Annotated in this window: 16 protein-coding genes and 1 tRNA gene; 6 read left to right on the forward strand and 11 right to left on the reverse strand. The window is 65.4% G+C overall.

Annotated features, from left to right (window positions below; translation table 11 throughout):
* Window positions 1–79: 79 nt before the first annotated feature.
* Genes epmA through E4K65_RS07890 form a run of 3 tightly spaced genes read left to right on the forward strand, consistent with a single transcriptional unit; the run spans window position 80 to window position 2536 of the window.
* Complete coding sequence (epmA, locus tag E4K65_RS07880; RefSeq protein ID WP_135173639.1) at window positions 80–1144, forward strand: EF-P lysine aminoacylase EpmA; 1065 nt, start codon at window positions 80–82, stop codon at window positions 1142–1144.
* On the forward strand, window positions 1141–2235 hold the full coding sequence (locus E4K65_RS07885) for a lysine-2,3-aminomutase-like protein (protein WP_135173640.1): 1095 nt from the start codon (window positions 1141–1143) through the stop codon (window positions 2233–2235). Before epmA ends, E4K65_RS07885 begins: the two co-directional genes overlap by 4 nt.
* A gap of 43 nt (window positions 2236–2278) precedes the next feature.
* The gene (locus tag E4K65_RS07890) at window positions 2279–2536 is read left to right on the forward strand and encodes a hypothetical protein (protein ID WP_135173641.1); all 258 of its coding nucleotides are present in this window, start codon (window positions 2279–2281) and stop codon (window positions 2534–2536) included.
* 55 nt (window positions 2537–2591) lie between these two features.
* Here E4K65_RS07890 and E4K65_RS07895 read toward each other — a convergent pair whose 3' ends face one another.
* From E4K65_RS07895 to E4K65_RS07930, 9 genes are all read right to left on the reverse strand, one after another.
* The gene (locus E4K65_RS07895) at window positions 2592–3677 is read right to left on the reverse strand and encodes a 3-deoxy-7-phosphoheptulonate synthase (protein ID WP_135173642.1); all 1086 of its coding nucleotides are present in this window, start codon (window positions 3675–3677) and stop codon (window positions 2592–2594) included.
* A gap of 232 nt (window positions 3678–3909) precedes the next feature.
* Window positions 3910–4488 (reverse strand): HdeD family acid-resistance protein, encoded by a 579-nt coding sequence (locus E4K65_RS07900; protein ID WP_135173643.1) that lies wholly within the window; start codon window positions 4486–4488, stop codon window positions 3910–3912.
* A 69-nt stretch (window positions 4489–4557) separates the two neighbouring features.
* Window positions 4558–5598 carry a PrsW family glutamic-type intramembrane protease gene (locus tag E4K65_RS07905; protein ID WP_027542664.1) on the reverse strand — a complete coding sequence of 347 codons (1041 nt, stop codon included), beginning with the start codon at window positions 5596–5598 and terminating at the stop codon, window positions 4558–4560.
* 325 nt (window positions 5599–5923) lie between these two features.
* A complete protein-coding gene (locus tag E4K65_RS47035; protein ID WP_167770608.1) occupies window positions 5924–6079 on the reverse strand; it encodes a hypothetical protein in 156 nt (51 codons plus the stop codon).
* 138 nt (window positions 6080–6217) lie between these two features.
* Window positions 6218–6460 carry a hypothetical protein gene (locus E4K65_RS47040; RefSeq protein ID WP_167770609.1) on the reverse strand — a complete coding sequence of 81 codons (243 nt, stop codon included), beginning with the start codon at window positions 6458–6460 and terminating at the stop codon, window positions 6218–6220.
* A gap of 136 nt (window positions 6461–6596) precedes the next feature.
* Window positions 6597–7610 carry an acyl-CoA desaturase gene (locus E4K65_RS07915; protein ID WP_135173644.1) on the reverse strand — a complete coding sequence of 338 codons (1014 nt, stop codon included), beginning with the start codon at window positions 7608–7610 and terminating at the stop codon, window positions 6597–6599.
* Between the two features lie 122 nt (window positions 7611–7732).
* Window positions 7733–8359 carry a pilus assembly protein PilZ gene (locus tag E4K65_RS07920; RefSeq protein ID WP_027542667.1) on the reverse strand — a complete coding sequence of 209 codons (627 nt, stop codon included), beginning with the start codon at window positions 8357–8359 and terminating at the stop codon, window positions 7733–7735.
* Between the two features lie 199 nt (window positions 8360–8558).
* Window positions 8559–9218, reverse strand: coding sequence for a hypothetical protein (locus E4K65_RS07925; RefSeq protein ID WP_167770610.1), 660 nt, complete (start codon window positions 9216–9218; stop codon window positions 8559–8561).
* 105 nt (window positions 9219–9323) lie between these two features.
* Window positions 9324–9398 (reverse strand) — tRNA-Glu (locus E4K65_RS07930).
* 224 nt (window positions 9399–9622) lie between these two features.
* Between E4K65_RS07930 and E4K65_RS07935 the strand changes: the two genes are divergently transcribed.
* From E4K65_RS07935 to E4K65_RS07945, 3 genes are read left to right on the forward strand one after another with little or no spacing between them, the layout of a single operon-like run.
* On the forward strand, window positions 9623–9877 hold the full coding sequence (locus tag E4K65_RS07935) for a PilZ domain-containing protein (protein ID WP_027542669.1): 255 nt from the start codon (window positions 9623–9625) through the stop codon (window positions 9875–9877).
* Window positions 9878–9934: 57 nt separating this feature from the next.
* Entirely contained in the window at window positions 9935–10180 is a 246-nt protein-coding gene (locus tag E4K65_RS07940) for a porin (RefSeq protein WP_135173646.1), read from the forward strand.
* A gap of 5 nt (window positions 10181–10185) precedes the next feature.
* On the forward strand, window positions 10186–10353 hold the full coding sequence (locus tag E4K65_RS07945) for a hypothetical protein (RefSeq protein ID WP_135173647.1): 168 nt from the start codon (window positions 10186–10188) through the stop codon (window positions 10351–10353).
* Window positions 10354–10488: 135 nt separating this feature from the next.
* Here E4K65_RS07945 and E4K65_RS07950 read toward each other — a convergent pair whose 3' ends face one another.
* Entirely contained in the window at window positions 10489–11127 is a 639-nt protein-coding gene (locus tag E4K65_RS07950; RefSeq protein WP_135173648.1) for a glutathione S-transferase family protein, read from the reverse strand.
* Window positions 11128–11417: 290 nt separating this feature from the next.
* A complete protein-coding gene (locus E4K65_RS07955; RefSeq protein ID WP_027542672.1) occupies window positions 11418–11870 on the reverse strand; it encodes a VOC family protein in 453 nt (150 codons plus the stop codon).
* Between the last annotated feature and the right edge of the window lie 207 nt (window positions 11871–12077).

A 12077-nucleotide genomic window follows, 5' to 3' on the forward strand; every position in this document is an offset into this window, starting at 1 on the left:
CGGCGCCCGTTTGGGGCCGCAACATACTGATTTTGCCGTTGGATGCCAGCACTTTGCTGATGGTTGGGGTGGTCGGTTAATGGCTGGGGACAAGCCGATTTCGCCGTTCTGGTCGCCCGAGCGGCACCTCGACCGGCGGCCGTTCCTCCAGGCGAGGGGAGCCGTGACCGGGGCTTTACGGGGGTTTTTCGCCGAGCAGGGCTTCATGGAGGTCGAAACCTCCGTTCTTCAGGTCTCCCCGGGCAATGAGACCCATCTGCACGCCCCCCGAACCGAGATCGTGCGGCCCGACGGCAGCCGGGCCAGCCGCTATTTGCGGACCTCCCCGGAATTTGCCTGCAAGAAGCTGCTGGCGGCCGGCGAGCCCCGAATCTTCGAGTTTGCCCGGGTGTTCCGTGACCGCGAGCGCGGCGACCTGCATCTGCCCGAATTCACCATGCTGGAATGGTACCGGGCCGGTGCGCCCTATGACGCCATCATGGCCGACACCGTCGTGGTCATCGCCCGCGCGGCGCAGGCGACCGGGATCGGGACCTTCTCCTTCCGCGGCCGGACCGCCGACCCCTTCGCCGAGCCGGAGCTCCTGACGGTCGCACGCGCCTTCCAACGGTTCGCCGGCATCGACCTGCTGTCGACAATCTCGGGTGACGAGGGTAACCGTGCAGCGCTCGCCCAAATGGCCGCCGGCAAGGTCCGGGTGGCCGGGGACGACACCTGGTCCGACATCTTCAGCAAGGTTCTGGTCGAGCATGTCGAGCCGCATCTGGGGCAGGGACGTTTGACCATTCTGTTCGAATACCCATCTCCAGAGGCGGCACTGGCGCGCGTGAAGGCCGGCGATCCCAGGGTCGCCGAACGGTTCGAGGTCTATGCCTGCGGCGTCGAACTCGCCAACGGTTTTGGCGAACTGACCGATGCCGAAGAGCAGCGTCGGCGCTTCACGGAATCGATGGCGGAGAAGCAGCGTCGCTACGGCGAGGCCTATCCGCTGGACGAGGACTTTCTGGCCGCGGTCGCCGCAATGCCGGAGGCGAGCGGCGTCGCGCTCGGCCTCGACCGCCTGGTGATGCTGGCCAGCGGCGCAACACGGATTGATCAGGTGGTGTGGACACCCCCTGCAAATGAAACGCCAAGTGAGACATGACGAAGACCAATCTTGCACGCACCTTGCGTGAGCCGGCCGAGCTCGTGGCCGAGCACCTCGCGCCTGCCGCGGCCCTGCCGGCGCTGGAGCGCGTTGCCGCGCGCTATGCGGTCGCGATCACGCCGGCGCTGGTCGAGTTGATCGACACGTCCGATCCCGACGATCCCATCGCCCGCCAGTTCGTGCCGACCCCCGCGGAGCTCGAGATGCAGCCGGGCGAGAGCGCCGATCCGATCGGGGATCATCCGCACTCGCCGGTGCCCGGCATCGTGCACCGCTATCCCGATCGCGTGCTGTTCAAGCTCGTTCACGTCTGCGCGGTCTATTGCCGCTTCTGCTTCCGCCGCGAGATGGTCGGACCCGGCAAGGACAACGCGCTCTCGGACAGCGCTTATCGTGCTGCCATTGATTACATCCGCGCGCACGACGAGATCTGGGAGGTGATCCTGACCGGCGGCGATCCCCTGATGCTGTCGCCGCGTCGCATGAGCGAGATCATGGCCGATCTCGCCGGCATCGATCACGTCAAGATCATCCGCCTTCACACCCGCGTGCCCGTCGCCGACCCCGCGCGCGTCAGCGACGAGATGGTCGCAGCGCTGAAGGTGACGGGTGCGACCACCTGGGTTGCGCTGCATGCCAACCATGCACGCGAGCTGACGGAGGCCGCGCGCGCCGCCTGCGCGCGGCTCGTCGATGCCGGCGTCCCCATGGTCAGCCAGTCGGTGCTTTTGCGCGGCATCAATGACAACGTCACGGCTTTGTCGGATTTGATGCGAGCTTTCGTCGAATGCCGGATCAAGCCGTACTATCTGCATCACGGCGATCTCGCGCCGGGCACGGCGCATCTGCGCACCACCCTGGCGGAGGGGCAGGAGCTGATGCGGCAGCTGCGCGGACGGGTGTCAGGACTGTGTCAGCCTGACTATGTCATCGATATTCCCGGCGGCGCCGGCAAGTCGCCGGTGGGGCCGAACTACGTGTTGGCGGTGCAAAATACCGCACCCGACGCACGTGAAGCGGCGCCGGAAACGCGGTATCGTATCGTGGACTATTGCGGTGACGTTCACCTCTATCCGCCCGAGACGTGAGTGGTGCTGGAGCGGAGGCCGGTTTGAAAATGGAGGAGCGGAAATGAAGAAGATCATGGTGGCAGCATCGCTCGTGGTCTTGCTTGGCGGCACGGCGGTTGCACAGACCGGCGGCTCCAAGGGATCGACCACCACGTCGGGACAGTCGGCGGGCTCTTTGCCGCCTGCACCCGTCGGTCATCGGCAGCCGCGCGCCGGCGACGTGCCGAACGAAAAGAATTTGAGCGACCCGAACGATCCCCTCAGCAAGGAAAACCAGGCGCTCGACAAGAAGATCAAGAGCATCTGCCGCGGCTGCTAGGCCGCGTCGGTGCGGGCAGGGCGCGACAGCTCGCCCCGCCCGCATTTGCCCGACCTTACGCCGAGCGCTCGTGCAGCCCCGCGCGCCGGGCGTTGCGCCGGATTTCGACCGCATCGGCGAGCTGCTCGAGCACGGTTGCCGTGGTCGCCCAGTCGATACAGCCGTCGGTGATGCTCTGGCCGTAGGTGAGCGGCTTGCCCGGAACCACGTCCTGGCGGCCGGCGACGAGATTGCTCTCGATCATTACACCCATGATGCGGTTCTCGCCGCCGGAGATCTGGCCGGCAATGTCGGCCACGACCAGCGGCTGGTTCTCCGGCTTCTTGCTCGAATTGGCGTGGCTCGCATCCACCATCACCAGCGGCGCGACGCCGGATTTCGCCAGCTCGTTGCAGGCCGCCGCGACGCTTGCCGCGTCGTAGTTCGGCGTGCTGCCGCCGCGCAGGATGATGTGGCAATCCTCGTTGCCCGCGGTGGAGGCGATCGCCGAGCGGCCGAGCTTGGTCACCGCCATGAAATGATGCGGATGCGAGGCCGACTTCACCGCGTCAGCCGCAATCCGCACGTTGCCGTCGGTGCCGTTCTTGAAGCCGACCGGGCAGGACAGCCCGGAGGCCAGCTCGCGATGGATCTGGCTCTCCGTCGTGCGCGCGCCGATCGCCGCCCAGGACACGAGGTCGGCGATGTATTGCGGTGTCGTCATGTCCAGGAATTCGGCGCCGGCCGGAAGGCCGAGATTGTTCACCGCCGACAGCACGTTGCGCGCCAGCCGCAGGCCCTTGTTGATGTCGAAGCTGCCGTCGAGATCGGGATCGTTGATCAGGCCCTTCCAGCCGACAGTGGTGCGCGGCTTCTCGAAATAGACCCGCATCACGATCTCGAGCTGGTCGGCAAGGTCTTCGCGCAGGGCGGCGAGGCGCTCGGCATAGTCGAGCGCGGCCTTGGGATCATGTACCGAGCAGGGGCCGACCACGACCAGCAGACGGTCGTCCTGGCCGGTGAGGATGGCGTGGATGGCGTTGCGCGCCGCCATCACCACACGCGTTGCGGTGAGCGTGCGCGGGACCTCCCGCATCACCTCATCGGGCGTGCTCAGCTCTTTCAGTTCGCGGATACGAAGATCGTCGGTCGTGCTCAGCACGGCGGGCTCCTGTTTGTTTGAACCTGCCGGCCAATAAAAAAGCCGCCAGGTCTGGCGGCTGTTCGGACGTTTGCTTCAATATTTCAGATTGAGCGCGATCCTCCTGCCGCCAGCGAGCTGTCGTAGCTAAAGTACCAAAAATAGCTGGTGACGAGGGTGATCATGGAAGGCCATATAGCGTGCCATTGGCGGGTTGTCACCCCCCAAAACGGCACAGGCGCGACGAGGCGTCTCAGGTGTTGCTGTCGCGTGCCGCCAGCGCCATGCCGATCAGGGTGGCGCCGCCGAACAGCAGGTTGATACCGACGAGCACGCCGATCGCCCATTCCGCGGAGCTCGGCAGCCCCGTGATCACCATGAACGAGATCGCGATGTCGACGAGGCCCGAGATCAGGAGCCACGACCAGCGGCCGCTCAGCTCGCGGCGGTGCTCGAGCGCGTACATGATGGTGGCGACGCCCTCGGCGAGGAAATAGGCGCCGAGCACGATGGTCAACGTCAGCACGGCCTGCATCGGCCGCGCCAGCAGCAGCATGCCGGCAAGCACGGCCAGCGCGGCCGAGATCAGCGACCACCAGAAGCCCGGCGTGCTGCGCGCCCAGTAGGTCACGATCAGCCCACCAATGCCGCTGATCAAGAACATCCAGCCGAGGAAGATCGCGATGGCAAGGCTTGCGAGCGGCGGCAGGATCAGTGCGGCGACGCCGAGGACGGCGAGCAGGACGCCCTCGAACAGGAAGGCCTTCCAATGCGCCTTCACCGTCCGGCTCATCGCGGATTGCAGCCGTGAAAGATCCTCGGGCGATGGCATCGGCAGGCTCCAGATCGAAAGATGCATGCTCAATCTAGTATGCGCACGCCGCGCTTGCCATCCCGCGGTTCAGCCGCCGCCGTGCGCTGACGAAAAACCTTCGCCGCTGGTGCGAACGCGGTTGCGGCCGAGAATGTAGATCGCGATCGTGACGATCAGGAGCGCAAGCCCGAGCAGGATCGAGACGAAGCCGATCGGGATCAGGGCCAACGTCAGATTGCGCTCGGGGTTGATCAGCCAGTGATGGATCGAGGTCAGCACGAAGGCGAGGCCGAGAAAGCCGACGCCGCCGCCGGCGAGCAGCAGCGCCCACATCCGGCGCAACTGGCTGAGCCGCTCCCGCGCAACGTCCGTTCGGGGCGCGTGATGGCGCGCGACCCGCCGCACCAGGCGGATGGCGAAGGCGATCGAGCTGAAGCCGATCAGGAGGCTGGCGGCGCCCAGCCACATCCGCAGCGTCGGGTCCAGATCCGGCATGCGCTGGAGGGTGAGCAGTGGGAAGTCGAAGGCCGAATGCAGCGCGAGCGGGCCGGCGAAGATCAGCAGGCGGCTGGAGAGACGAGCCCAGTCGCGATGGTGCCGGTTCGCGCCCAGCGCCGTGCCGGCACGGGCGATCGTCAGGTAAGCGCCGGCGATGATGCCGAGCGCACCGTGGAACGGCACGGTCAGCACGCTGCGCAAGGCGGCCAGCGAGCGCCACATCTCGGCATGCTGGACGAGATAGGCGAGGTTCTCGTAGGCGGCGAAGCCGAGGCCGACCGCGGCGCCATAGACCACGGTGTCCATCGGATTGGCGAAGGTCCGCCGTTTGGTCGAGGAGACCAGCACGATGGCGACCACCTTGACGGCTTCCTCGGGCAGCGCGACGCCGAAGATCGAATGCATTGCCAGCGCCGCCCAGGGATTGTCCGGGGCTGCGACCATCTTGGCGAAGGGCGCGCGGGCGAGGCCCAACAGGGAGATGCTGGCCGCGCCGAGCAGGAACGCGGTCCAGACCTGGGCCGGTGGTCCCGGGCGCTCTTCGGCGGCAATGACAAGCCACAGCATCAGCAGCGCCGGGGCGATGGCAGCAGTTCCGATAACGGTGGGTAATGCTTCAATCAGATACATCGGCGCCGAAAATAGGTTCCCTTGATCCGCTTATCTACATTTACCGCTGCGACCATGTGTCATGCGCTTGCTGTCGCCTCGCTTAACGCGCGTGATAGCTCCCGTTCATCCGCACCACCGCAGGGATCGAGTGCAAGTACCATCTATTGCCTGCCGGGCGTGTCGGTCATGGTTGGTTGCAATCGCACGTCCGGGATCGGGCTGCGATTGGTAAGTTAAATCAAGGAAATGCCCAGGTTTCTTCGATTCACGATGCACGTCTCCGACGGCGGGTCCGGCAGGCGGCGTTGCGTCCGCAGGGACAACGCGCGGCCGGGTCGATGGCCTAGTCATGCTTCCTTGTGCGCCGGCGGGGCGATGTGGCGGTACGGCGCGCCCGCACCTGCTCGAGCTCCCAGAAGACGCGCACGAGGCACGAGCCCAGGCAGAACACGACCAGCAGCAGCAGGAAGGCTTGATCGACGGCGGCGACATGCATCATGGCGATTGTTAAGCAACGTGCATGCCATGCGTTCCCGCAGTGGCCTGCGTCCGGTGCAGCCGCGCCTTCCAGCAGACGCTGCTTGCGGGGGCTCGAATCGGCGCGTGGCGGCAGGGCGGTCGGGGCCGCTTGCAGCCTTCAGTGCGTCGTGAACGGCAGCGGCTCCTCGGGGGCGATGTCGAAGGCGCCGAGGTGAAACTCCTCGCCGGTGGACTCGTCCGGCTCGGCATGCTGCGCGAGCAGCGTGAACGCGGCCTGCGGATATCGTTTCCAGATCTCGAGATCGCCGGCGGTGATGGTGAGCCAGCCGAACGTGTAGATGTAGCGTCCGGGCTCGGTAACCCGGCCGACCCTGTCCCAGGTGATCTTGTCGACTGCCATTCGGTCCCCCGATCGCAAGTCTGCAAATGAGGTCCGGCGCGAGGCACAGACCCTCAAAAGCTGATCCCGCAATGGGGCCGCGATAGGGCAGCGATGCGGAGGCAAGACGGCCGGAGGACGGCCGCCGCCTGCCGGTTCAGCGCGTCGTCGTGGCTGCCTGCGCTTCCGCTTCGGACGCCAGCTCAAGCTGGCGGTGCGAGGCGTGGAAGACGTCGTGGACGAGGCCGATCTTCTCCATGCCCAAGATGATCAGGCCGTTGAGATCGATCTCCCACCAGGCGTGCGAGAGATAGGCGTCCCGCGGGAAGCGGTGATGGTTGTTGTGCAGGCCCTCGCCGAAGGTGAGGATCGTGGTCACGAACTCGTTGGTCGAGGCGTCGTCGACCTCGAAGCGGCGATAGCCGTAGGCGTGGCAGACCGAGCCGGTGAGCTGGCTGACGAGGATCAGGAGATAGGCGCGGAGCAGGCCGGAGAACAGCACGCAGCCGATCATGGCGTGCAGGCCGCCGAAAACGTAGCCGATGACGCCGGGGATGAACACGGCCGACATCCCGTACCAGACCCAGCGCGTCCGCACGAAGAACATCGCGATCGGATCGGCCAGGATGTCCTTGGCATAGTATTCGTTGTCGGTGGTCGCCTGGTCGAACACCCAGCTGCCCTGGGCGTGCAGGAAGCCCTTGAACGCGCTGACATAGCGGTTGCCGAAGCCGTCGAATTGCGGGCTGTGGGGATCGCCGACGTCGTCGGCGTAGAGATGATGGCGGCGGTGGTTGGCGACCCATTTGGCGATCGAGCCCTGCACCGCCATCTGGGCAATGGCGCAGAAGAAGACGCGCATGATCGGGCCGGTGCGGAAGCTGCGATGAACGAACAGGCGATGCATGCCGGCGCCGATGCCGAATGTCGTCAGCGCGAACATCCAGGCAAACGTAAACAGCTCCACCTTGCCGATGCCCTGCGTGACGGCCCAGACGATGCCCGCGACCGCGCCGACGTAGAGGATGCCGAGGAGGAGATAGCTTTCGCGCAGCTTGGCTTTGACGAGCGGTCCCTCGGTCACGACACCGGGGGGAAGCTGCGGCTTGGCGGCGGTGGGCGCGCTCTGAGTGGTCTCTGCCTGGACGAACTCAGCGTCAGCGATAGTCATTCGGGACTTCCAAATAGGCTAGGCCCGCAATGATTGCGGACGGACTGGGTCACACCCTATCGCGCAGGGGTCGCAACCTCCAGTATTTAGTTAAGAAAGAGTTAAGATGAGGCCGGGCCGGCTCAGGCCGACTGTTGCAGGGGCGAGCGCACGATCAGGCGGACGAGGTCGTCCCGCTGCTGCTTCACGGCGAATTTGACCGCAAAGCCGTTGTCGAATTTGCGGATGACGCGCCCGACGCAGGCGCCGACCGCAAGCGCGGTTCCGACCGGTGGGTCGTATTCGCAGGATATGGCGACGCCGGCCGTGGAGACGTCGATGATGAAGCAGGGATGGATGCTGCCGTCGGCGAGCGTCAGGAACGTGTGCGAGACCTGCGGAACGAAGCGGGCGTCATTCCGCAGCTCCTGGACGTTGGCGTCCTTCTGCTTTTTCTCCAGCCAGGTCAGCTTCTCCGACATCCAGGCGCGCCGCGCGCGCGTCATGTCGAGTTCCATCAGGAAGCCCGACTTCAGCGTCGCGCTGATCGTGCACTGGAATTCGCCGAAATCCTGGAAATAGGAGGTCACGCGCTCGCCGATCTTGCCGACGACGGGCACGTCCACGATCATGCGGAACGGCGAGACGCGCTTGGTCCGGCAGGCGAAGGTGCGGAGCTTACCCTCGCAATCGTACCAGCGCGGCAGCGAGTAGCTGCCGCTCACGGTGACTTCCACTGCACGCTGCCTGAGGAATTCTGCGACGGACATCAGCGCCAATCGGGTTGCGGAGTATTTCCGTAATTCAACGGTAGCGGTCAAAGTCTAAGCAAATGATACCGTCGCTCATGAGCGGGGGTAAATTTCCGGTAAACGCGCGGCTCGGTCGTGCACCTGGACAAGCGGCATAAGGTCCCGATTACGGGCACGCGAATTCACAACATCGAGAGCGACGGTGCGGCCGCAGCGTTCAGAGAGATCCGAGCAGAACGAGACAAGCCAGCAAGGCCACGGCAATGATGAGCCTGATCGTCGTCCAGGCCAGACTCTCCGCACCGATCTCCAATCCGAGCCACGGCAATGCGCGCCGCAGCGCGCGCGTTGCGAATGCTTCGACGATGGCGAGCGCGAGGGCGATGCCGGCAAGGAACGACCATGACTCGGCCGGGGGTATCCACGGCACCAGCCAGGCCGGCACAGTGTCTTTGAGGGATGCGAGCAGCGCGAACCATCCGAACAGGTATGCGAAGTTCTTGATGATGTCGGGTCCGACCGCACCGGGCTCGAACCGGATGCCGATCGCTGCGAGCGCGCGTTCGATGCGCTCACCGTCGGCGAAGAAGAGAAAGGCGCCGAGGTAGAGCGGAATGCGCGACATGAAGAGGAGGGCCATCAGCCCGAACAGAACCGCGTTGCCGAAGGCGTCGCCGAGAATGTCCTTGCCGCTCGCGCGCGAGAGCTCCGGCGCGGTCGCGGCCTGGCGCTGCGGAAGCGACCTGGCCCGCGCCATGTGCTCCAGCATCCTGGCGCGCCGGTCCGGTGCGTAGGGCGTCGCGCGATGCATCCAGGGCGGCGGCGCCGGCGAGGCAACGCCGGCTTGGCCGTCCGAGGGGGATTTGGGCTGTTCCATGGGCCTGCACCGGTTCCGATCGGATGTTGGTCGGAGGTGAGGGCCGGGGAAGTTCACGGGTATGGCGGTGAATGTCGCCGCATCGGCCGCGCGCCGTCGCGCGGATGGCGCTCCCTAGCGGAATCGAACCGCTCTCTCCACCGTGAAAGGGTGGCGTCCTAACCGATAGACGAAGGGAGCAAACGCTAAGCCCCGCCGCTTTTGACGGCACGGCCGCCGCCGCTCGAGTCGTGCCCGGCGGCTTGCAGCGGGCGAACGTATAGTGGCCTTTCGGCCCGTGGGCAAGCCGTTCGGGAACGGTCTTTTGGAACCGTGGATAGCGCGTCAAGGGGATGATTCGGAGCCGATTTCAACGGTTTCTTAGGGGGCTCTGAGATAGCGCTGGAGCGGGAGATTTCACGCCAATGCCACCGCCCAAGAAGCGCGCAGCCCGCAAGCTGCTGTCGCAGCACGCCTGGATCACGCTCGAGGGCGGATTCGCGGCGCGGCATTGCCTGGTCCAGGACATCTCGAGTTCGGGTGCCAAGATCACCCTGGACGAGGACGCGAGCCAGCTTCCGGGGGTGATCCGGCTGGCCTTCGCGCGCGATGCCCGCACCGGACGGAACTGCCAGGTGGTCTGGCGCCGCGGCAAGTCGGCCGGGATCAAGTTCATCTGACATCGCGCCAGCGCTAGCCGCATGGCGCGCGCCGCCTCGCCGGGCTAGAACGCCGGGATGCGCACGCCGCTCCTCATCCTGATCTCGTTGCTGGCCACGTCCGCGGCCGCGGCCGATCGCCCGCGCCTTCCGGCCGCCGAGCGGCCGCAGGCGGGCAAGACCTTGCCGCTGAAGGGCACGGGCGGGACGGCGAAGGCGAATTCCTGCGCCTCGTATGGAGTTGGCTTCACCATGATCGAGGCAACCGGGACCTGCGTGAAGGTCGGCGGCTCGATCCGCGGCGATGCCGCGGTCCGGCGTTGAGCCGCATGCCGCCGGATCTGTTGCGCCTCGATATCGTCGTCCCCGTGCTGATGTATTGCGCGCTGCTGTGGTGGGTCGGCCGCGGCCTGAGCTGGACCGCGCGGCTCGCCACCGCGGTCGTGACGCTGGTGCTGATCATCTGCGTGCTGCTGGTCGAGCGCGGCTGGGGCTAGGCCGCCCCCTCAAAACAAAAAAATGCGAAAACAACCCCATGCACAGTAGCCGTCAAGTGCGGGCGTGACGCCGGCCGGCCGCGCCAAAACGGCGATTCATCGCATGCTCATCGCAGCTTAAGCCGCATCAGCGGCTCACGACATAGGCGGCGCGACAAACTGTGCAAATCCGGGGCGTTTGCCGAGCTCGGCAAGCCAGCGCGTCAGGTTAGGCTGCGCCGGCCGGGTGATGCCCTCGACGCCGAGCCAGCGCCGCGCATAGGAGCCGATCGCGATATCGGCGAGCGTGAACTGCTCGCCCTCCATGAAGCGGCGCGTGGAGAGCAGGCGGTCGGCGATCGCCCAGACCTCGGCGGCGGCATCGGCATCGCGCTGCACCTGGATCATGTCGCGCTCGGCGGGTGCCGTGCGCACGATGCCCCAGAACACCGGGCGGTCGACCGGCTGCACCGCCGACAGCGTCCAGTCGAGCCAGCGGTCGACGGACGTGCGCAGCTTCGGCGCTTCCGGATAGATCGGCGTGCCGCGTCCATGCGCGAGGCAGAGATAGCGCATGATGGAATTCGATTCCCACAGCACGAAGTCGCCCTCGACCAGCGTCGGGATCCGCGCATTCAGGTTCATCGCGAGATACTCGGCCTCGCGGGTCTTGCCGTATTGCATGCCAGCATCGATGCGCTCGTAGGGCAGGCCGAGCTCGGTGAGGCACCACAGCACCTTCTGCACGTTGACCGAATTGGCGCGGCCCCAGATCGTCAGCTTGGTGTCAGGCATGAAGCTCCTCCCGCGGCGTTCTCAGTTGTGCGGGTGATAGCGGAATTTCCTGTGTCGGACGACGGCGATTGCGGCGCGCCCCTCATGCAAAAAGCTCCGCCATGGGCAGAGCTTTCATTGCAGGTTGAACCAGTTCGTCAGTGGCCGAAGAACAGCCACAGCAGAATGATCACCGGGATCGGCACGCCCAGCATCCACAACAACAATCCTCGTCCCATTGCGTCCTCCTCCAATCATATTTGTCGAGGAGTGAACGTGCGCGGTGAGGGCTTGTTCCTATGGAAAAGGCCCTACCAGTGGCCGGTGTTCGGCATCGACGACCACGGCTCCTGCGGCGCTTTCGGCTCGCCCTTCTGGAGCAGCTCGATCGAGTGCAGATCGGGCGAGCGGACGAAGGCCATGTTGCCGTCGCGCGGCGGGCGATTGATGGTGACACCGGCCTTCATCAGCTTCTCGCAAGTGGCATAGATGTCGTCGACCTCATAGGCGAGATGGCCGAAGAAGCGGTCCTCGCCGTACTTCTCCTCGTCCCAATTGTAGGTGAGCTCGACCAGCGGCGCGCCGCGGCTCGAGGGCTGCTTCTTCAGCGCCTCGAGATCGTCAGCCGAGCACAGGAAGACGAGCGTGAAACGCCCCTTGTCGTTCTCGATCCGCCGCACCTCCTTCAAGCCCAGCGCATCCTGGTAAAACTTCAGCGCGACATCGAGATTGCGCACGCGCAGCATGGTGTGGAGATATCGCATGGTTGTTGCTCCCTTGAACGGATGGAGGGTTTTTGGTTTCGGGCGGGGGCGATGAATAGCAGCAAAATGCGACAAGGGGCAGGGGGCGTTTGCACATGCGCGTGAGGGTGAAATGGGGCTGTGAGGTCAACCAGCAAAGCGTTGAACTAGAGCCATGGCCGGCGGCGGCGAATACACTCAATGCACGGTCACCGCACAATCCCAAGC

Origin of the sequence: Bradyrhizobium niftali (assembly GCF_004571025.1) — a bacterium.
In the GTDB taxonomy this organism is placed as follows: domain Bacteria; phylum Pseudomonadota; class Alphaproteobacteria; order Rhizobiales; family Xanthobacteraceae; genus Bradyrhizobium; species Bradyrhizobium niftali.

Excerpts from the sequence above, each read along its gene's own strand:
- epmA (WP_135173639.1), top strand. The coding sequence starts at position 80 with ATGGCTGGGGACAAGCCGATTTCGCCGTTCTGGTCGCCCGAGCGGCAC.
- E4K65_RS07885 (WP_135173640.1), top strand. The coding sequence starts at position 1,141 with ATGACGAAGACCAATCTTGCACGCACCTTGCGTGAGCCGGCCGAGCTC.
- E4K65_RS07890 (WP_135173641.1), top strand. The coding sequence starts at position 2,279 with ATGAAGAAGATCATGGTGGCAGCATCGCTCGTGGTCTTGCTTGGCGGC.
- E4K65_RS07900 (WP_135173643.1), bottom strand. The coding sequence starts at position 4,488 with ATGCCATCGCCCGAGGATCTTTCACGGCTGCAATCCGCGATGAGCCGG.
- E4K65_RS07905 (WP_027542664.1), bottom strand. The coding sequence starts at position 5,598 with ATGTATCTGATTGAAGCATTACCCACCGTTATCGGAACTGCTGCCATC.
- E4K65_RS47035 (WP_167770608.1), bottom strand. The coding sequence starts at position 6,079 with ATGATGCATGTCGCCGCCGTCGATCAAGCCTTCCTGCTGCTGCTGGTC.
- E4K65_RS47040 (WP_167770609.1), bottom strand. The coding sequence starts at position 6,460 with ATGGCAGTCGACAAGATCACCTGGGACAGGGTCGGCCGGGTTACCGAG.
- E4K65_RS07915 (WP_135173644.1), bottom strand. The coding sequence starts at position 7,610 with ATGACTATCGCTGACGCTGAGTTCGTCCAGGCAGAGACCACTCAGAGC.
- E4K65_RS07920 (WP_027542667.1), bottom strand. The coding sequence starts at position 8,359 with ATGTCCGTCGCAGAATTCCTCAGGCAGCGTGCAGTGGAAGTCACCGTG.
- E4K65_RS07925 (WP_167770610.1), bottom strand. The coding sequence starts at position 9,218 with ATGGAACAGCCCAAATCCCCCTCGGACGGCCAAGCCGGCGTTGCCTCG.
- E4K65_RS07935 (WP_027542669.1), top strand. The coding sequence starts at position 9,623 with ATGCCACCGCCCAAGAAGCGCGCAGCCCGCAAGCTGCTGTCGCAGCAC.
- E4K65_RS07940 (WP_135173646.1), top strand. The coding sequence starts at position 9,935 with ATGCGCACGCCGCTCCTCATCCTGATCTCGTTGCTGGCCACGTCCGCG.
- E4K65_RS07945 (WP_135173647.1), top strand. The coding sequence starts at position 10,186 with ATGCCGCCGGATCTGTTGCGCCTCGATATCGTCGTCCCCGTGCTGATG.
- E4K65_RS07950 (WP_135173648.1), bottom strand. The coding sequence starts at position 11,127 with ATGCCTGACACCAAGCTGACGATCTGGGGCCGCGCCAATTCGGTCAAC.
- E4K65_RS07955 (WP_027542672.1), bottom strand. The coding sequence starts at position 11,870 with ATGCGATATCTCCACACCATGCTGCGCGTGCGCAATCTCGATGTCGCG.